Source organism: Streptomyces malaysiensis subsp. malaysiensis, assembly GCF_040653035.1.
Classification (GTDB): Bacteria; Actinomycetota; Actinomycetes; order Streptomycetales; family Streptomycetaceae; genus Streptomyces; species Streptomyces malaysiensis.
The window spans coordinates 220113-238048 of record NZ_JBEZNG010000006.1; the positions used below are offsets into that span (position 1 = coordinate 220113).

General features: G+C 72.3%; 17 protein-coding genes. 14 read left to right on the forward strand and 3 right to left on the reverse strand.

Going from position 1 to position 17936, the window contains the following annotated elements; translation table 11 throughout:
* Nucleotides 1–66: 66 nt before the first annotated feature.
* Nucleotides 67–765, forward strand: coding sequence for a SanA/YdcF family protein (locus AB0E24_RS15380; protein WP_069866096.1), 699 nt, complete (start codon nucleotides 67–69; stop codon nucleotides 763–765).
* A 77-nt stretch (nucleotides 766–842) separates the two neighbouring features.
* Here the strand turns inward: AB0E24_RS15380 and cutA are convergent, their stop codons facing one another.
* The gene (gene cutA, locus AB0E24_RS15385; protein ID WP_069866094.1) at nucleotides 843–1166 is read right to left on the reverse strand and encodes a divalent-cation tolerance protein CutA; all 324 of its coding nucleotides are present in this window, start codon (nucleotides 1164–1166) and stop codon (nucleotides 843–845) included.
* 135 nt (nucleotides 1167–1301) lie between these two features.
* Between cutA and AB0E24_RS15390 the strand changes: the two genes are divergently transcribed.
* On the forward strand, nucleotides 1302–1664 hold the full coding sequence (locus AB0E24_RS15390) for a cupin domain-containing protein (RefSeq protein WP_079257534.1): 363 nt from the start codon (nucleotides 1302–1304) through the stop codon (nucleotides 1662–1664).
* A gap of 15 nt (nucleotides 1665–1679) precedes the next feature.
* Here AB0E24_RS15390 and AB0E24_RS15395 read toward each other — a convergent pair whose 3' ends face one another.
* Complete coding sequence (locus tag AB0E24_RS15395; protein ID WP_359377344.1) at nucleotides 1680–2408, reverse strand: TIGR04222 domain-containing membrane protein; 729 nt, start codon at nucleotides 2406–2408, stop codon at nucleotides 1680–1682.
* 253 nt (nucleotides 2409–2661) lie between these two features.
* Nucleotides 2662–3285 (reverse strand): hypothetical protein, encoded by a 624-nt coding sequence (locus tag AB0E24_RS15400; protein WP_359377347.1) that lies wholly within the window; start codon nucleotides 3283–3285, stop codon nucleotides 2662–2664.
* A 173-nt stretch (nucleotides 3286–3458) separates the two neighbouring features.
* Here AB0E24_RS15400 and AB0E24_RS15405 point away from each other — a divergent pair, with 173 nt between their 5' ends.
* The 12 genes from AB0E24_RS15405 (at nucleotide 3459) to AB0E24_RS15465 (ending at nucleotide 17913) form a co-directional block, all read left to right on the forward strand.
* On the forward strand, nucleotides 3459–4136 hold the full coding sequence (locus AB0E24_RS15405) for a response regulator transcription factor (protein ID WP_069866088.1): 678 nt from the start codon (nucleotides 3459–3461) through the stop codon (nucleotides 4134–4136).
* Nucleotides 4137–4140: 4 nt separating this feature from the next.
* Nucleotides 4141–5490, forward strand: a complete 1350-nt coding sequence (locus AB0E24_RS15410; RefSeq protein ID WP_359377350.1) for a sensor histidine kinase — start codon at nucleotides 4141–4143, stop codon at nucleotides 5488–5490.
* Between the two features lie 128 nt (nucleotides 5491–5618).
* Nucleotides 5619–6992, forward strand: coding sequence for an ATP-binding protein (locus AB0E24_RS15415; protein ID WP_147968486.1), 1374 nt, complete (start codon nucleotides 5619–5621; stop codon nucleotides 6990–6992).
* Nucleotides 6992–7435 (forward strand): roadblock/LC7 domain-containing protein, encoded by a 444-nt coding sequence (locus AB0E24_RS15420; protein WP_069866084.1) that lies wholly within the window; start codon nucleotides 6992–6994, stop codon nucleotides 7433–7435. Before AB0E24_RS15415 ends, AB0E24_RS15420 begins: the two co-directional genes overlap by 1 nt.
* Nucleotides 7432–7797, forward strand: a complete 366-nt coding sequence (locus AB0E24_RS15425) for a DUF742 domain-containing protein (protein WP_069866082.1) — start codon at nucleotides 7432–7434, stop codon at nucleotides 7795–7797. Before AB0E24_RS15420 ends, AB0E24_RS15425 begins: the two co-directional genes overlap by 4 nt.
* Nucleotides 7781–8527 carry a GTP-binding protein gene (locus AB0E24_RS15430; RefSeq protein WP_231981471.1) on the forward strand — a complete coding sequence of 249 codons (747 nt, stop codon included), beginning with the start codon at nucleotides 7781–7783 and terminating at the stop codon, nucleotides 8525–8527. Before AB0E24_RS15425 ends, AB0E24_RS15430 begins: the two co-directional genes overlap by 17 nt.
* Nucleotides 8524–9840, forward strand: a complete 1317-nt coding sequence (locus AB0E24_RS15435; protein ID WP_359377353.1) for a cytochrome P450 — start codon at nucleotides 8524–8526, stop codon at nucleotides 9838–9840. The genes AB0E24_RS15430 and AB0E24_RS15435 overlap by 4 nt, the downstream gene beginning before the upstream one ends.
* 77 nt (nucleotides 9841–9917) lie before the next feature.
* The gene (locus tag AB0E24_RS15440; protein ID WP_079257538.1) at nucleotides 9918–11213 is read left to right on the forward strand and encodes a cytochrome P450 family protein; all 1296 of its coding nucleotides are present in this window, start codon (nucleotides 9918–9920) and stop codon (nucleotides 11211–11213) included.
* 81 nt (nucleotides 11214–11294) lie between these two features.
* The gene (locus AB0E24_RS45995; protein ID WP_435865284.1) at nucleotides 11295–13529 is read left to right on the forward strand and encodes an NAD(P)/FAD-dependent oxidoreductase; all 2235 of its coding nucleotides are present in this window, start codon (nucleotides 11295–11297) and stop codon (nucleotides 13527–13529) included.
* A gap of 116 nt (nucleotides 13530–13645) precedes the next feature.
* A complete protein-coding gene (nirB, locus tag AB0E24_RS15455; RefSeq protein ID WP_359377595.1) occupies nucleotides 13646–16234 on the forward strand; it encodes a nitrite reductase large subunit NirB in 2589 nt (862 codons plus the stop codon).
* Entirely contained in the window at nucleotides 16231–16617 is a 387-nt protein-coding gene (gene nirD, locus AB0E24_RS15460; protein WP_359149708.1) for a nitrite reductase small subunit NirD, read from the forward strand. The genes nirB and nirD overlap by 4 nt, the downstream gene beginning before the upstream one ends.
* A gap of 252 nt (nucleotides 16618–16869) precedes the next feature.
* Nucleotides 16870–17913, forward strand: a complete 1044-nt coding sequence (locus AB0E24_RS15465; protein ID WP_099013669.1) for a LacI family DNA-binding transcriptional regulator — start codon at nucleotides 16870–16872, stop codon at nucleotides 17911–17913.
* Nucleotides 17914–17936 lie beyond the last annotated feature (23 nt).

A 17936-nucleotide genomic window follows, 5' to 3' on the forward strand; every position in this document is an offset into this window, starting at 1 on the left:
CAACCGCCATCCCGCTCTCCGGCGTCCCACAGCGCGAGCTGATAGGTGAGGCGGGAGGGGGAGCGGATGCTGGGGTGGGTTCGGGGGCGGTTGCCGCGGACGCGCCGGGGGTGGCGGCGGCTGGTGCAGGGGGGTGTCCTCGTCTGCGTGCTGGCCCTGCTCCCCGCGACCTGGCTGCGGCTGAGCACGGACGACCGGATCCGTACGGTCGCCGATGTGCCCTCGGCCCCGGTGGGGGTGGTCTTCGGGGCGGGGCTGTGGAACGGGGAGCCGTCGCCGTATCTGGCGCACCGGCTGGACGCCGCCGTACGGCTCTACAAGGGCGGCAGGGTCCATGCGCTGCTGGTCACGGGGGACAACAGCCGCCATGACTACGACGAACCGGATGCCATGCGCGCATACCTCGTCAAGCGCGGGGTCCCGGACCGGCGGATCGTGAGCGACTTCGCGGGGTTCGACACCTGGGACTCGTGCAGCCGGGCCCGGCGGATCTTCGGGGTGCACAAGGCGGTGCTGGTGAGCCAGGGGTTCCATGTCCGCCGGGCGCTGGCGCTGTGCGGGGCGGCGGGCATCGACGCGTACGGGGTCGCGGTCGACGAGCCGCACGATATGACCTGGTACTTCGGCGGCACGCGGGAGGTCGTGGCGGCGGGCAAGGCGGCCCTGGACGCGGCGTTCGAGCCTGATCCGCACTTCCTGGGGCCGCGGGAGCGGGGAATCGAGGAGGCGCTGGCGGAGCGCGGCTCCGGCTCCGGCTCCCGCTGAGTCGGCGTCCCGGGCATCGGCCCCTGGGTCGGGCATCGGCCCCTGGGCTCGGCCTGCCCCGGCCGTCTCCCCGCCTTTCAGCCGATCGTCGTCTCCGACACCACCCACGCCAGGTAGTCCTCGCCGCCGTTCACGATCGGCGTCGCGATGATCTCGGGCGTCTCGTAGTCGTGCGCCTCGCGGATATGGGCCTCCAGTTCGTCGTAGCGCGCGGCGGTCGTCTTGAACAGCACCTGCCACTCGGCCGCCGTCTCGACCGTCCCCTCCCACCGGTATACGGAGGTCACGGGCTGGCTGATCTGCGCACAGGCCGCCAGCCGGGCCTCGATCGCCCCGCGGGCCAGCGCCTCGGCCTTCTCGGGGGTGTCGGTGGTGGTCAGTACGGTCAGATAGTCGGCCACTGCTGCTGGACCTCTCTCCACGGCGATGCCACGGCACGGTGCCACGGCGCGGCTGCGAACTGGCGCTCACCACGCTAGCCGGTAAGGATTGAGGGAACCCGCCGACGATCAGACCGGACCGATCGAGGGGCACTCATGGATGACCTCACCACGCTCGCGCGCCACCATCTGGACCAGGCGAAGTCCGATCCGCACGGGCGCAGCGCACATCTGTTCCTGCATGACGGTCCGCTGCGGCAGAGCGTGATCGCCATGGTCTCCGGCTGCGAGCTCGATGAGCACAACGCCCCTCCGGCGGCCAGTCTCCAGGTGCTGCACGGGCATGTGCGGCTGACCGGCGGCGGTGACCGGATGGATCTCATCGCGGGCCAGGTGCAGGGGATCCCGCACGAACGGCACGGGTTGCGGGCGCTGGAGGACTCGGTGGTGCTGCTGACCGCCGTGACCGCCACACATGGCTGTCCCACGCCCTATGAGGAGGCGGCGGCCACCGCCTGAGGCGGGCGCGGCCGCCTAATCGCCGCTGCCGCCACCACCGCCACCACCACCGCAGGAGTGGTGGCCGCCGCCGTGGTCGCCGCTATGCCCACCGCCGTGGTCGCCTCCATGCCCACCGCCGTGGTCGCCGCCATGGCTTCCGCCATGATGGTCGCCATGGTCGTCGCCCCATGCGTGCGCCTCGTAGAAGGACTCGTGGTCGGGGTAGACCGGGTCATAGGCGAGAAGGAGGTTCCGGTCCCAGTAGGCGGGGTCGCCGGTCGGGATGGGTATCGCCGCGCTGACGGCCTTGCGCCGCGCCGGTTCCGGGACGACGAGGGGGCCGTAGAAGACGTACGCGGGGAGCGCCCCTTCCCGTACGGCCGCTTCCACGCGGCGCCTGCCGGTGCGGGTGGGGCGGCCCCGGAGACGGGTGAGCAGACCGCGGGCGGCGAGCCGGTGCCGGATCTCCTCCAGCTCGGGTCCCCGCAGCAGCGCGGTGACCACCTGGTCCACCGGTTTCAAACGGGGGCACAGCTCGATGAGCGCGCGCTCCACCGGGTGCTCGGCGGTCTCACCCGCCGTGGTCCGTATCCGGGACCGGCGGAGGGTGATCGCGTCGCGCTCCTGGAGCGCTATCAGGACGGTCTGGATCACCCACTGCCGCCCGCCCACCAGATAGGCGATGTCATAGAGGTCAAGCGCCTGTGGCTCCGCCGAGGCGGGGCGTCTGGATATGGCCCACATCGGAATGCCCCCGTCCATCCATGTCCATCCACGTGCATCCGAGCTGCTCAATTACCGTCAGTTTTGTCCTTCTGAACGGTAATGAACCCAGATCAATGCCGTTTCAGAGCAGGATTTGAGCTTTCCGGCCCGTTGGCGACGGCCTGCGAGCAACTGGCCGACGAGCCACGGGTCGTGCGGCCCGTCCTACGCCCACCAGCGCGGAAGGGCCCGGCGCGCCATGCGCGCCGGGCCTTGGAGCGGCCGACCCCCCACTTGGCCGGCCCATCGATCAGGAGCGGGTCGAGCGGATCGCCTCGGCCGCCGCGGTCTTCGCGACATCGGACGGCTTGGCGGCCCGGTGCCCGTCCTTGGGCAGGACGATCACGCAGGTCTTACCCGGCTTCCCCGGCTTGCCGGGCTTGGTGGGCACGGGCTTCCCCGGCTTGCCCGGCTTGCTGGGCTTGCCCGGCTTCGTGGGGAAGGCGGGGATGGAGTCCGTCTTCCCGGTGCCACGCTTGATCACCACGACCTTGCAGGTCTTCCCGGGATCGGTCGGGAAGGCGGGGATGACGATGCAGGTGTCGTCGTGCGCGCGGGTGAGGTCCTTCGACACCGCGGCAGCCTTGCCCGCCTCGGTCACCTTGACCGACTTGGCCCGCTCAGCCCGCTCGGCCGACTTGGCCCGCTCGGCCGGCGTGGTCGGCGTGGTCGGCGTGGCGCTGTCGTCGTCGGCCCGGATCACACAGAAGGCCGGGCCGTGGGACGTCTTCCCCTTGGCGGCGGAGCCCGAGTCCGAGGAGGACTGGGAGGCCGAGGCGGGGGCCGCGGCCCCCAGTGCCAGGGCGCCAGCCGCCAGGGCGAGTACGACACCGCGCCGCTTCGCGGCCGAGGCACGGGGCAGGGTACGGGACATGGGCACAGCTCTCCTTCGTTCGGGGAGTGGAACTGGCTGCCGAAGGACCCTTGATCCGTCGGCGCACCCACCGTCGCGTACCGATGCTGAGCCCACGCTGAACCACCTGAGGCCCCGCTGAACCCGGTGCCGGATTCAGCGGAGCCTCAGCTTTCACATGCCATTCTGACAGCGTGCGCATATTGGTGGTGGAAGACGACGCCCGGCTCCGCGAGTTGCTCACCGAGGGTCTGGAGCAGGAGGGTTTCACCATCGAGACGGCGGCGGACGGGCCGAGCGGCCTGGCGCTCGCCCGGTCCGGCGAATACGCGGCGATCGTGCTGGATGTGATGCTCCCCGGCTGCTCCGGCTACCAGGTGTGCTCGCGGCTGCGCGAGGAGCGCGACTGGACGCCGATCCTGATGCTCACCGCCAAGGACGGCGAGTACGACGAGGCCGATGGGCTCGATGTGGGCGCGGACGACTATCTGACCAAGCCGTTCTCCTTCGTCGTCCTGATCGCTCGGGTGCGGGCCCTGATGCGGCGCAGCGGGCTGGACCGGCCCGAGGTGCTGGAAATGGGCGATCTGCGGCTGGAGCCCGCGGCGTTGGCCTGTGCGCGGGGCACGGAGGAGGTCACGCTCACGGCCAAGGAGTTCGCCGTGCTGGAGTACCTCGCGCGCCGTGCCGGGCAGGTGGTCTCCAAGTCCGAGATCGTGCAGAGCGTCTGGGACACCGCGTACGACGGCGGGGCCAATCTGGTCGAGGTCTACATCCGGAGCCTGCGCCGGAAGATCGATGTGCCGTACGGACGGAAGTCGATCCGCACGATACGGGGCGCGGGCTATCTGCTGGCCCGCGACGGAGGGTGAGACGGTGGGGCTGCACATGGCGTACGAGGACGAGCCGGCGGACGCGGCGCCGCGCCGCCCACGTCGTCCGACGTCCGGGCTGAGCGTGCGGGCCAAGGCCGTGCTGGCGGCCGCGGGGACGGTGGCCTTCGCGATCGCGCTGTGCATGCTGGCCCTGGTGCTGGCCCTTCAGCACAACCTCCGCGCCAGCGCCGACCTGGACGCCCAGAAGGCCGCCGTCGCCATCAAGGGCCAGTTGGGGCGTACCCAGACGATGCCGAAGCGGGCGCTCATCGTCGCCCCGGGCGGGGTGACGATCAAGGACGCCTCCGGCCGGACGGTCACCCCCGTGGCCCCGACGGACCCCTCCGCGACAAAGCCGACCTGGCTTTCGACGCCTCCGGCCGAGCTCGCCGAGCCCCTCGGGGCCGGGCAGCCGTACAGCGTGAAGGTGAGCCCCTCCACCACCTCCCTCGACAGCGCCACCGGGCTGCTGCTGCGCCAGGCCGCCCCCGCGGCCGCGGGTCTTGTGCTGTTCGTGGCGGGTCTCACCTGGCTGCTCGTGGGGCGCGCGCTGCGGCCGGTGGCCGCGATGCGGCAGGAGTTCACCGAGATCACCGAGCGCGCTCTGCACCGCCGGGTGCCGGTGCCCCGGGCGCGGGACGAGATCCACCGGCTGGCCCGGACCATGAACGCCACGCTGGACCGGCTGCAACGGGCCATGACCCGGCAGCGTCAGTTCGTGGCCGACGCCTCGCATGAACTGCGCAGCCCCATCGCGGCCGTGCGCGCCCAGCTCGAACTGGTTCTGGCCCGTCCGTCGCGCACCGACTGGCCGACCGCCGTGCACAAGGCGCTGCGGGACACCGACCGGCTCCAGGCCGTCGCCTCCGATCTGCTGTTGCTCGCCCGGCTCGACGCCCAGGAGGCGCCGCCCACCGCGGCGGTGGATCTCGGCGCGCTGGCGGCCGAGGAGGTACGCCGCCACCCGGGCGCGCTCACGATGGACGGGGGCCAGGAGGGGGTGGCCGTCGTGACCGGCAGCCGGGTGCAGTTGTCCCGGCTGCTGACCAACCTCGCCGACAACGCCCGCCGGCACACCCGTACTACGGTCTCGGTCGGCGTGGCGGTCGAAGGCGGCACGGTCGAACTGGCCGTGGACGACGACGGCCCGGGTATACCCGAGGCCGACCGCGAACGCGTCTTCGAACGGTTCACCCGGCTGGATGATGCCAGGGCCCGCCACGACGGCGGCACCGGTCTCGGCCTCGCCATCGCCAATGACATCGCTCACGCCCACGGCGGCACCCTTACGGCGCTCACCAGCCCGCGGGGCGGCGCTCGCCTGCTGTTGCGCCTGCCACGGGCGGGGTAGCCGAACCCCGACCCCGGTGCGGACGCGGCTTGCCAGTCGTGAGAGTTTGGCAACTACCGGACCAGACTGATCAGTTGGTCAGTAGTATCTGCCCTTTCTTGGCCGTGTCCCAGATGGAGGTGTCAAAGGTGCTGTCGGGGACCGGGGCCGTCATCCTGGCCGCGTCCGCGGTGCTGGTACTGGTGTTCGCCCTGTTCCTCACCTGGGTGGTCAGACTGCGCCGCGCGCTCCAGGACGCGCGTAGGGCGACCGAGCGAGAACGAGCCGTTTCCGCACGGGAACGGGCCAATGCCGCACAAGAGCGGACGCTGGCGGCCGAGCGCGGCGAAGAGGTCAAGCGGCTGGCCGCCGTACGGTCCGAGCTGGACGAGGCGGCGCGCCGGGAGCGGATCCTGCGCGACTCCGTCCAGGCGTCGTTCGAGTCCGTGGCCCGCAATATGCACGCCATGTCGATGGTCCAGCAGCAGGTCCTCGACGGCCTCGAGCAGCATGTCGAGGACGCGCGGCTGATGGGCGAGGTGATGAAGGCGGACCACGCCGCCGCCCAGATGACCCGTAAGGCGCAGACGCTGCTGGTGATGTGCGGGATCTGGCCCGCGCGGCGGGAGACCCGGCCGGTGTCGCTCTTCGACTGTGTGCGGGGCGCGCAGTCGCGCATCGTGGAGTTCGGCCGGGTGGACGTCCACGGCGGGCAGAACCTCTACGCGGTCGCCCCCGCCGTGGAGGGCCTGATGCACGCGGTGGCCGAACTCCTGGAGAACGCCACGGTGTTCTCCCCCTCCCGCACCCAGGTCGCGGTCGCCGTCCGCGAGGTCGCGGCGGGCGCGGTCATCGAGATCGACGACGCGGGGCTCGGGATGCCGCCGGATGTGCTGGAGAAGGCCGCGGGCCAGCTGCGGGACGGTCTCGACCTGGCCCAGCTGGGCGCGGTGCCACGGCTGGGACTCGCCTGTGTGGGGCGCTGGTCGCGGGAGCTGGGCTTCGGCGTGGAGCTGTCCACGGCGTCGGCGTACGGCGGTACGCGGGTGGTGGTCTTCGTACCGCACCGGCTGCTGACCGAGCCGGCGGGCGCCGTCAGGGCGGCGGACCACAAGCCGGTGGTCGTGGAGCCCGTGGTCGTCGGCAAGGTGAACCAGGACGCGGGCGGCGCCGGTCTCGGCCCGGCCGCCTCGGGCCCCGCCGGGGGCGGCCCGCTGAACGGTGTGTCCGTGCCCGACGCGCCCGGCGTCCCCGCGCCGCTGGGCGGCGGACTGCCCCGGCGCCGCAACCGCCGCCGTCCGGCCACCGGCACCGCCCCGGCCGACGCGGCCACCGCTTCCGGCGCCGCGCCCACCGCGCCGGTCGTGGCCCCCTGGACACCCGAGGCCGCCCGCGCCTCCATCACCAGCGTCGTCTCCGGAACCCGCCGCGGACGGGCGGAGGCGGAGGAGGCGGAGACGCGGGCCGTACCGCTCGGGGATGAACCGAGTCCGGACCGAGAAGACCGAGAAGGAGGCTGGTAGTGGCCGGAACCATATCCAGGCTGCCCGACGTTGGGTGGATGCTGCGTCCGCTGACCGGGATTCCCGGGGTGCGGCATGCCGTCGTCGTCTCGGAGGACGGCCTGCGCATGGGCCATGACTCCGCAGAGGGGCTGACCGGCGAGGTGTCCCGGATCGGCGTGGACGAGGCGGAGTCGCTGGCCGCCGCGTGTGCCGCGCTGACGGTGACCAGCCAGTCCACCGTGTCGCTGCTGTTCGGCGACGACGCGGGGGTGCGACAGCTGATGATCGAGTCCGACAGCGGGTTCGTACTGCTCACCTCGGCCGGTCAGGGCGCCTCGCTGGGAGTGGCCACCGATACGGACGCGGATGTCGGTCTGGTGGCCCAGCAGATGCAGTTACTGGTCGCGAAGATCGGTGCCCATCTGAGCAGCCAGCCACGGGAGGGCCACCCGACGTCATGAGCTTTCCCGGCGAGGAACGCACCACGGCCGCGGTACGCCCTTACGTGATCACACGGGGGCGGGCCGGTTCCTCACGGGAAGCGCTGCCGCTGGAAACGCTCGTCATGGCGTCCGGAAACGCGCTGCCTCCACATCTTCAGCCCGAGTACCGGCGGATCGCCGACTTCTGCCAGGGGCTGCTGTCGGTGGCGGAGGTCGCCGCCCATCTCGGTCAGGCCCCGGCAGTGGTGCAGGTGCTGCTCGCGGATCTCATCGACTGGGGGCACATCGTGGCGCGTCCGCCCATCCGGGTGGTCAAGCGAAAACGTGCCGATTTGGACTTGCTGAGGAAGGTGCTCGATGGGCTTGAGAGCAAGCTCTGAGATCTCGATGGCCGGTACGGACGGCACAACGACGAACATGGATCACACGGCCCGGCCGGGCCACCCCGACCGCACGACCCGCATGGACCACACCAACGAGACAGGCAAGACGGACGAGACGGGCGATACGGACGACATGGATGACATGGACGACACACCCGTCATGTACGTGCAGTCCAGCGTGGCCGGGGCGGCCAAGATCCTCGTGGTCGGCCCGATGGGCGTCGGCAAGACCACGCTGATCGGCACGGTGTCGGAGATCAAGCCGCTCTCCACCGAGGCGACGATGAGCCAGGCCGGGGCCCGGCTCGACACCAAGGTGCGGCCGTCGAAGACCACGACCACCGTCGCACTGGACTTCGGGCGGATCACCCTGGGCGGCGAGCTGGTGCTGTACCTCTTCGGCACCCCCGGCCAGCAGCGGTTCCTGCCCGCCTGGAAGGACCTGGCGCGCGGTGCGCTGGGCGCGCTCGCGCTGGTCGACACCCGCGATCTGGAGGCGTCCTTCGACGCGATCGGGCATCTGGAGGACCTGGATGTGCCGTTCTCCGTCGCGGTCAACGCCTTCCCGGACAGCAAACCGCACAGCGAGGACGATCTGCGCTCCGCGCTCGATCTGCTCCCGCACACCCCGCTGGTCATCTGTGACGCCCGTGAGCACCAGTCCTCGGTCAAGGCGCTGATCTCACTGGTCTCACATCTGATCGAAACGCTCACGGAGGCGTCGTGACCGCCCGGGCCGCCTCGCGGGTGCCGCTGTACGGGACCGCGCTCGACGGTCCGCTGAACGAGCTCTACGAGCGGATGCGGCGCGACCACGGTCCGGTGGTCCCGGTGGAGATCGCGCCCCGGGTCGAGGCATGGCTGGTCATCGGCCACCGCGAACTGCTCCATCTCACCCGCGACGAACAGTACTTCTCCCATGACCCGCGCCGCTGGTCCCCGCTGCGCCAGGGCCGGGTGGCGGCCGATTCACCGCTGATGCCGCTGGTGGGCTGGCGTCCGGCGCTGCTGTTCGCCGACGGTGCGGCGCACCGCCGGATGCGCTCGGCGGTGGCCGACGCGCTGGCGCGGGTGGACGGCCATGAGCTGATCCGTACGGTGCGGGCCACCGCGGAGCGGCTGGTCGCCGGGTTCGCCGACCGGCACGCGGCGGACCTCGTGGAGAGCTACGCGCGTATCCTGCCGCTCCAGGTCGTCACCGAACTGCTGGGGCTGGACGAGGAGAACGGGGCCGAGCTGGTCGAGACGCTCACCACGATCGTCGCCCCGACCGTGGCCGCCACCGGCGCCAACAAGCGGATGGGCCAGATCCTGCTGGAGCTGATCGCCACGAAGAAGCGGCGGCCGGGCGCGGATCTGACGTCCTGGCTGCTGGAGCACCCCGCCGGGCTCAGCGACGAGGAGGTGCTGCACAACCTCGTGGTGATCATCGTCGCCGGAAACAACACCACCGTGAACTGGATCGCCTCCACCCTCCAGATCCTGCTCACCGACCCCGCGTTCCGCTCCTCCCTGTCCCGTGGCCACCTCACCGTGGACGACGCCCTGGACCTGGTGCTGTGGCGGCAGCCGCCCACCCAGAACTTCCCCGGCCGCTACGCCACCCGCGATCTGCGCTTCGGCGGCCAGGACATCCGCGCCGGGGACATGCTCATCCTCGGCCTCGCGGGCGCCAGCGCCGACCCGGAGGTGCTGCCCGAGGACGGGCGTCCGGTCGTCGGCAACCGCTCCTACCTCGCCTTCGGCGCGGGCCCGCACAGCTGCCCGGCGCGCGACCCGGCCCGGTTGATCACGCGCACCGCCGTGGACACCCTGCGCCACCGGCTGCCCGATATGGAGATCGCGGTACCGGAGGAACTGCTTCCGTGGATCACCTCGCCCTGGTCCAAGGGCCTGGCCAAGCTGCCCGTGCGGTTCTCCGCGCCGCAGCTCGCCGCCGACGCCGCGGCTTCGGCCCCGGCTTCGGCTTCGGCCCCGGCTCCGGCGTCGGCTCCGGCTCCGGCTCCGGCTCCCGGCTCACCGGCCGCGCCCTCCGGCTGACCAGCCCGCGCTCCCGGCTGACCGGCCCGCCCTCCGACCGAACGGCCCGCCCCCGACTCCCCCGCAGGAGACCGCAGATGACCGAAGGCCGCTGCCCCGTGTCGCACGCCGACCCCGCCGCACCGCACCGTCTGGACGCCTCCGGGGCGCGCCAGCACGCGGTCAACGAAGAGCTGCGCGCCCGCGGAGCCGCGGTCCCGGTCCTGCTGCCCGGTGACGTACCCGCGTACGCCATCACCCGGCACGAGGAGCTGAAGGACTTCGTCACCCACCCCGACGTGGCCAAGAACGCCTGCCACTTCGCCGCCTTGCAGAACGACGAGCTCCCGCCCGGCTGGCCGATGCGGACCTTCGCCACGGTCCGGGGCATGATCACCGCGGATGGCGAGGACCACAAGCGGCTGCGGTCCCTGGTGACCCGGGCGTTCACCCCGCGCCGGGTGGAGGCGCTGCGCCCGGTCGTCCACGAGCTCACCGCCACCCTGCTGGACCGGCTGGCCGGAGCCGCCGCCGCGGATCCGGACGGGGTGGCCGACCTGCGCCGCCACTTCGCGCTGCCGCTGCCGATGAGCGTGATCTGCCGGCTCCTGGGCGTCGACGACGTGCACCAGGACCGGCTGCACGAGCTGTCCAACGAGATCGTCTCCACCCAGACCGCACCGGAGCGGGTCCCGGCCGCCAACCGCGAGATGGTGGCGGTCCTCGGCCAGGTGGCCGCCGCCCGGCTCAAGGACCCCGGGGACGACCTCACCAGCGCGCTGATCGCGGCGCGGGACGTCCGCGACGGGGCGGAGACCGGCGACCGGCTCAGCGAGGAGGAGCTGATCGGCACCCTGATGCTGACGATCATCGCCGGGCACGAGACCACGCTCAACCTGATCACCAACGCGGTACGGGCGCTGTGCAACCACCGCGACCAGCTCGAGCTGATCCGCTCCGGCGCCGCGACCTGGGGGGACGCGGTCGAGGAGACGCTGCGGTACGACGGCCCGGTGAGCTACTTCCCATTCCGCTACCCCACGAAGGACCTGCCGGTCGGGGACGCGGTCATCCCCAAGGGCACGCCCGTGCTCGTCTCGTACACCGCCGCCGGGCGCGACGAGCGGGCCTACGGCCCGGACGCCGACCGCTTCGACATCACCCGGAGCGCCCGCCATCTGTCCTTCGGCCACGGCGCCCACTTCTGCCTGGGCGCCCCGCTGGCCCGGATGGAGGCCGTGATCGCCCTCGAAGCCCTCTTCACCCGCTTCCCCGGCCTGGACCTCGCGGTCCCGGACGAGGAGCTGGTCCCGCACCCCAGCTTCGTCGGCAACAGCCCGCAACGGCTCCCCATCCGGCTGGGGTCCCGCCCCGGGGTGGCTCACAGCGGCTGAGGGGATGCGCTGAGGGCAGCGTTGCCTCCGGGAAACGGAGGTGATGCGATCGGGTAACAGGCGCCCCGCACGCTTCCTGGCATGGAGTCGTACAGGGAGCCGATGAGCCCGCCCCGCCGCCGGGTGGTGATAGTCGGCGGCGGACTGGCAGGCACCCGGCTGGCACAGCAACTGGCTGGACGGGTGATGGGGCCGGGGTCGGGCCCGGGCGCTGGGTCGGACTCTGGCTCGGGCGCGGGCTCGGGCGCCGTCGAGGTCACGATCATCGGCGAGGAGCAGCACCCCGCGTACAACCGGGTGCTCCTCGCCGAGGTCCTCGCCGGGCGATACGCCCCCGAGGTCATCGCCCTCCCCACCCCCGCCGCCGGGGTACGGCGGCTCGGCGGGGTACGGGTGGTCCGCGTCGACCGCCCCACGGCGGAGGTGCTGTGCGACGACGGCCGCCGCGTACCGTACGACGCTCTGGTGCTGGCCACCGGCTCCAACCCGGTACTGCCGCCGCTGCGCGGCCTGTTCGAACCGGATGGCCACGACCTGCCGGACGGCGTCCACGCCTTCCGCACCATGGACGACTGCCTGGCCCTCGACGCGGCCGTACGCCCCGGCGCCCGTGCCGTCGTCATCGGCGGCGGCCTCCTCGGCGTCTCCGCCGCCCGCGCACTGGCCCAGCGCGGCGCCCAGGTGGTCCTGGCGCACCAGGGCGAACACCTGATGGAACGCCAGCTGGACCCGGACGCCTCACGGCTGCTGCGACGGCATATGGCGGCGCTGGGCGTGGAAACCCACACCGAGTGCCGGGTCCGCGGCCTACGCACCCACGCCGCGGACGCCGCGGACGCCGGGGACACCGCGGACGGCGGAGACGGCGGAGACGGCAGGGGCAGCGGAGACGGCCGGGACGGCAGGGGCAGCGACGGCAGCCGGGACCGCGGGGACGGCGGGGGGCGTGCGGCGCGTGCGGTGAGCGCCGTCGAACTGGCCGACGGCTACGCCCTGGAGGCGGACTTGGTCGTGCTGGCGTGCGGGGTCCGGCCACGGGTGGGGCTGGCGCGGGCGGCCGGGCTCGAGGTGGCGCGCGGGATCGTCATCGACGACGAGCTGCGGACGAGTGACCCGCGGGTGTTCGCGATTGGCGACTGCGCGGAGCACGCGGGGGTCGTGTACGGCTTGGCGGGGGCGGCGCAAGAGCAGGCGGACGTGCTGGCGCGGGTCCTCTCCCCCACCCCGCCCCTCCCCGAAACCGGGTGGCTACGCCCCCCGGCCCCCCACAGGGGCTCCGCCCCCAACCCCCGTCCGGGCCCCGCCCGTGAAGCCGACCAGATCTCCGCCTCTGGCCCCCCTCCGAGCTCCGCCGCTGACGCCCGGCACCCTGCCCCTGGGCCCCGTCCGGGCTCCGCCGCTGACGCTAACCGGGACTCCGCCCCTAGCCCCCGCGTGATCCCCGCCCACGACGCCCTTCGGGACCCCGCCCCCGACCCTCGCCGAGGCACCGCCCCCAACCCCTGCCAGGACTCCACCCCCGACACCCACCAGGGCTCCGCCCAGGAACCCCTTCCGGGCTCCGCCCCAACTCCCTGCCGCGGCTCGGCCCCTGGGCCCCATCCGGGCTCCGCCCATGAAGCCCACCGGGACCCCGGCCCGCACCGAGGCACCGCCTTCGAGCCCTGCCAGGGCTGCGCTCCCAACGCCCACCAGTGTTCCGCCCTCGCGTCCCATCAGGGCGTCACCCCCGAGCCACACCAGGCCACCGCCCCAGCCTCCCACCGGGGCCCCGCCCCTGGGTCCCGGGGCGGCTGGGGTGCCGAACCCCGCCAGGGCTCCGTCCCGGGGGCCGCTGACGCAGACCGGTTTGTGGGCAATCGTTCCGCGGGGCGGAACGGGTGGGCACAAACCGGCCACCGGGCCGCACCCGGCAACGAAAGCTCAACCCGGCACTCAGACCCCGCACCCGGCAACGAGACCTCAGCCCGTTACACCGGCACCCGCGCCCTCACCCGTCTCACGCTCACCGCAGTGCCCGGCAGCCCAACCCTCGCCGTCACCACCGCGGCCGCGGAAGCGCATTCCGCCCCCGGCCCCCTCGACCTCGCCGCCTTCGGCAATCCCATCCCCGCCCCCGGCGACGACGTCATTCACCTCACGGACGCCACGCGCAACACGTACCGCAAAGTCGTGGTCCGCGGGGACCGCCTTCTCGGCGGCATTCTTCTCGGCGATCTCGGCACCGTCGGCGCGCTCGCCCGGACCTGGGAGGGCGATGAGCCGCTCCCCGCCACCCCCTTGCTCCACCTGCTGACCAACGATGGAGGCTCCTGACGATGAGCGCACCGAGCGCACCGAGCACCCCAAGTGCACCGAGCGCACCAAAGCACGAAATCGCCGCCGAGAACGTCACCGAGGCCGTCGCCACCATCGTGCTGGTCGGCCACGGCATGGTCGGCCAGCGGTTCCTCGAAGCGCTGGCCGAGCGGAGGGTCACCGAGACCGCCCGCGTCGTCGTGCTCTGCGAGGAGCCCCGCCCCGCCTACGACCGCGTCCGGCTCACCTCGTACTTCTCCGGCCGCACCCCGGATGAACTCTCCCTCGTCGAGGACGGCTTCATGGCCCGGCACGGCATCGAGCTGCACCTGGGCGACCCGGCCGAGTCCATCGACCGCGCCGCCCGCACCGTGACCGCCCGCTCCGGGCTGACCGTCGCCTACGACACGCTCGTGCTGGCCACCGGCTCGTACCCGTTCGTCCCGCCCGTCCCCGGCCGCGACAGCGACGGCTGCTTCGTCTACCGCACCATCGAGGATCTGCTCACGATCGAGGAGTACGCCAAGAACTGCGCGTCCGGCGTCGTCGTCGGCGGCGGACTGCTCGGTCTGGAGGCCGCCGGAGCGCTCAAGGGGCTCGGGCTGACCACCCACATCGTGGAGTTCAACCCACGGCTCATGGCCATCCAGGTGGACGAGGGCGGCGGCACGGCCCTGCGCCGCACGGTCGAGGACATGGGCCTGATCGTGCACACCGGCGTCGGCGGTAAGGAGATCACCGCGGACGGCGACGGCGCGGTCACCGCCATGACGCTGTCCGACGGCTCGTCCATCGACACCGACCTCGTCATCTTCTCGGCGGGCGTGCGCCCCCGCGATCAGCTGGCCCGCGACTGCGGTCTGGAGGTCGGCGAGCGCGGTGGGATCGCTGTGGACGAGCGCTGCCGCACCAGCGATCCGGCGGTGTACGCGATCGGCGAATGCGCGCTGGCCGCCGATGGCCGGGTGTACGGGCTGGTCGCACCCGGCTATGAGATGGCCGAGGTCGCGGCCGGCACAATCGCCCCCCAGGCCACCGAGACCACCGGGACCACCGGGACCACGGAAGCGCCCAAACACTTCACCGGCGCCGACACCTCCACCAAGCTCAAACTCCTCGGCGTGGACGTGGCCAGCTTCGGCGATGCCCACGGCACCGCCGACGGCTGCCTCGACGTCGTCTACTCCGACTCCCGCGCGGGCGTCTACAAGAAGCTGGTGGTCGGCGCCGACGGCGCCCTCCTCGGCGGGGTGCTGGTCGGCGACGCCGAGTCGTACGGCATGCTGCGGCCGCTCACCGGCTCGGTGCCGCCCGTCGCCCCCGAACAGCTCGTGCTGCCGGCGGGGCTGGGCGCGCCCGCCGCCCTCGGCCCGTCGGCGCTCCCGGACGAGGCGATCATCTGCAACTGCCACAACGTCACCAAGGGCGCGATCCGTTCAGCCGTCACCGACCACCACTGCGCCACCGTCCCCGAGGTGAAGAAGTGCACCAAGGCGGGCACGGGCTGCGGCAGTTGCGTCAAGACGCTCACCTCGCTGGTCAACGACGAGCTGGAGGCGAGCGGCGTCAGCGTCGACAAGGGGCTGTGCGGCTGCTTCGGGTACACCCGCGCCGAGCTGTACGAGATCGTCCGCACCCTGCGCATCACCACCTACGCACGGCTGCTGGACAGCCACGGCCGGGCGGAGGCCCGCCAGGGCGAGGGCTGTGAGGTGTGCAAACCCGCCGTGGCCTCGATCATCGCCTCGCTGGCCCCGACGCTGGGCGCGAGCGGCTATGTCCTGGACGGCGAGCAGGCCGCGCTCCAGGACACCAACGATCACTTCCTGGCGAACCTCCAGCGCAACGGGTCGTATTCGATCGTGCCCCGGATCCCCGGCGGGGAGATCACCCCGGAGAAGCTGATCGTGATCGGCGAGGTGGCCCGGGACTTCGGGCTCTATACGAAGATCACCGGCGGTCAGCGGATCGACCTCTTCGGCGCCCGGGTGGACCAGCTCCCGCTGATCTGGGCGCGGCTGGTGGACGCCGGATTCGAGTCGGGCCACGCCTACGGCAAGGCGCTGCGCACCGTGAAGTCGTGCGTGGGGCAGACCTGGTGCCGCTACGGGGTGCAGGACTCGGTCCGGATGGCCATCGACCTGGAGCTGCGCTACCGGGGGCTGCGCTCACCGCACAAGCTGAAGTCGGCCGTCTCGGGGTGCGCCCGCGAATGCGCGGAGGCGCGCGGCAAGGACTTCGGCGTGATCGCCACGTCCAACGGCTGGAATCTGTACGTGGGCGGCAACGGCGGGGCGGACCCGCGCCACGCCGATCTGCTCGCCCAGGACCTGGACGACAAGGAGCTGATCCGGCTCATCGACCGGTTCCTGATGTTCTACATCCGCACCGCGGACCGTCTGGAGCGCACCTCGGCCTGGCTGGAGCGGATCGAGGGCGGTCTTGACCACGTACGCGATGTGGTGGTCGAGGACTCGCTGGGGCTGTGCGCCGAGTTGGAGGCGCTGATGGCCGACCATGTGGCCGGCTACCGCGACGAGTGGGCCGAGACCCTGGGCGATCCGGAGCGGCTGCGGCGCTTCGTCTCCTTCGTCAACGCGCCGGAGGCACCGGACCCGATGGTGCGGTTCGTGCCCGAGCGCGACCAGGTCAAGCCGGATCTGACGGTCCTGTCCGGCCCCACCATCCCCGTCCGTACTCTCGAAGGGACTGCCAGCCGATGACCTTGGCACCCGGAGCCGAGCGGACCGCGGTCCGCGTGGAACTCCTCGTCGACCAGCGGTGGTTCGCCATCTGTGAGCTGACCGACCTCACCCCCGGGCGCGGGGTGGCCGCCCTGCTGCCGGACGGCGCCCAGGTGGCGGTCTTCCTGGACCGCTCGGGACGCGCGTACGCGATCGGCAACCGCGACCCGTTCAGCGGGGCGTATGTCCTCTCCCGGGGGCTGCTGGGCTCGGCGGACGGGCGGCCGTTCGTCGCCTCGCCGCTGCTGAAGCAGCGCTTCGACCTGGAGACGGGGCGGTGTCTGGACGACGAGACGGTCGGCGTCCAGGCGTATGCCACGCGTACGCGCCCGGCGGTGTCGGCGCCGGCGCCCGTCGTCTGAGCCCCCGCTTCCACCTCGCGCTCGAGCCCCGCTCCTGGATCCCCCTCCCCAGCCCCTCCCCAGCCCCTCGCCAGCCCCGGCCGAGGCTTCGGCGCCGCGCGGCGCTGCGTAAGCTCAGGACCTTCATGGGGACGTCCCTCTCTCGTCTCTTCACGTCTGATCCGGTTTTCCGGAAGACTTCTGCAAGGTTCCGAGGGCGCGCCCCCGGAAAGTCAGAGGCGGGGATGGTTCCCGTCAATGGAGGAGGCGGAAATGGCTACGGAGAGCAGGGGCACCGAGGGCGGCACCCGGCCCAAGGTGACGATCACGGCCATCGCCCAGGAGGCCGGGGTGTCGGTGCCCACGGTCTCCCGGGTGGTCAACGGCCGTTCGGATGTCTCGCCCGAGACCCGGGCCCGGGTCGAGGACCTGCTGCGGATCCACGGCTACCGCCGCCGCCAGAGCGCGCCCGGCGACCGCGCCGCCCTGGTGGACCTGGTCTTCAACGATCTGGACAGCCCCTGGGCGGTGGAGATCATCCGGGGCGTGGAGGAGATCGCGCACCGGGACGGGGTGGGCACGGTGGTCTCGGCGATCCACGGCCGCGCGGGCTCGGCCCGGCAGTGGCTGAAGAATCTGCGGGCCCGCGCCTCGGACGGGGTGATCCTGGTGACGTCCGTACTGGAGCCGGTGGTCCACGAGGAGCTGCGGCGGTTGAACGTGCCGATCGTGGTCGTCGACCCGGCCGGCTCCCCCGCGCTGGAGGCGCCCACCATCGGGGCCACCAACTGGGCGGGCGGCATGGCCGCCACCGAACATCTGCTGAGCCTCGGCCACCGGCGGATCGGCCTGATCGCCGGTCCGGCCCGGCTGCTGTGCAGCCGGGCCCGGCTGGACGGCCATCGTGCGGCGCTCGAGGCGGCGGGCGTGCCGTTCGATCCTGCGCTGGTGGCGCAGGGCGACTTCTACCACGAGTCCGGTTTCCACGGCTGCGACCAGCTGATGGACAGCGACTCCCCGCCCACCGCGATCTTCGCCTCCAGCGATCAGATGGCCCTGGGGGCGATCGAGGCGCTGCGCCGCCGGGGGCTGCGGGTTCCGGAGGATGTGAGCATTGTCGGCTTCGACGATCTGCCCGAGGTCCGCTGGTCGGCGCCGCCGCTGACGACGGTTCGCCAGCCGTTGGCGGATATGGGGAAGTTGGCTGCTCGTACGGTGTTGCGGCAGGCGCGGGGGGAGGAGATCGAGTCCCCGAGGGTCGAATTGGCCACGCAGCTGGTTGTCCGCGCCAGCACGGCCCCGCCTACCGAGGGCTGATCCCCCACCACTTCGCTCGCCGA

What these genes read in the sequence shown, in the direction of transcription:
- AB0E24_RS15380 (WP_069866096.1), top strand. Translation starts at nt 67, where the DNA reads ATGCTGGGGTGGGTTCGGGGGCGGTTGCCGCGGACGCGCCGGGGGTGG.
- AB0E24_RS15390 (WP_079257534.1), top strand. Translation starts at nt 1,302, where the DNA reads ATGGATGACCTCACCACGCTCGCGCGCCACCATCTGGACCAGGCGAAG.
- AB0E24_RS15395 (WP_359377344.1), bottom strand. Translation starts at nt 2,408, where the DNA reads ATGGACGGGGGCATTCCGATGTGGGCCATATCCAGACGCCCCGCCTCG.
- AB0E24_RS15400 (WP_359377347.1), bottom strand. Translation starts at nt 3,285, where the DNA reads ATGTCCCGTACCCTGCCCCGTGCCTCGGCCGCGAAGCGGCGCGGTGTC.
- AB0E24_RS15425 (WP_069866082.1), top strand. Translation starts at nt 7,432, where the DNA reads ATGAGCTTTCCCGGCGAGGAACGCACCACGGCCGCGGTACGCCCTTAC.
- AB0E24_RS15440 (WP_079257538.1), top strand. Translation starts at nt 9,918, where the DNA reads ATGACCGAAGGCCGCTGCCCCGTGTCGCACGCCGACCCCGCCGCACCG.
- AB0E24_RS45995 (WP_435865284.1), top strand. Translation starts at nt 11,295, where the DNA reads ATGGAGTCGTACAGGGAGCCGATGAGCCCGCCCCGCCGCCGGGTGGTG.
- nirB (WP_359377595.1), top strand. Translation starts at nt 13,646, where the DNA reads ATGGTCGGCCAGCGGTTCCTCGAAGCGCTGGCCGAGCGGAGGGTCACC.
- nirD (WP_359149708.1), top strand. Translation starts at nt 16,231, where the DNA reads ATGACCTTGGCACCCGGAGCCGAGCGGACCGCGGTCCGCGTGGAACTC.
- AB0E24_RS15465 (WP_099013669.1), top strand. Translation starts at nt 16,870, where the DNA reads ATGGCTACGGAGAGCAGGGGCACCGAGGGCGGCACCCGGCCCAAGGTG.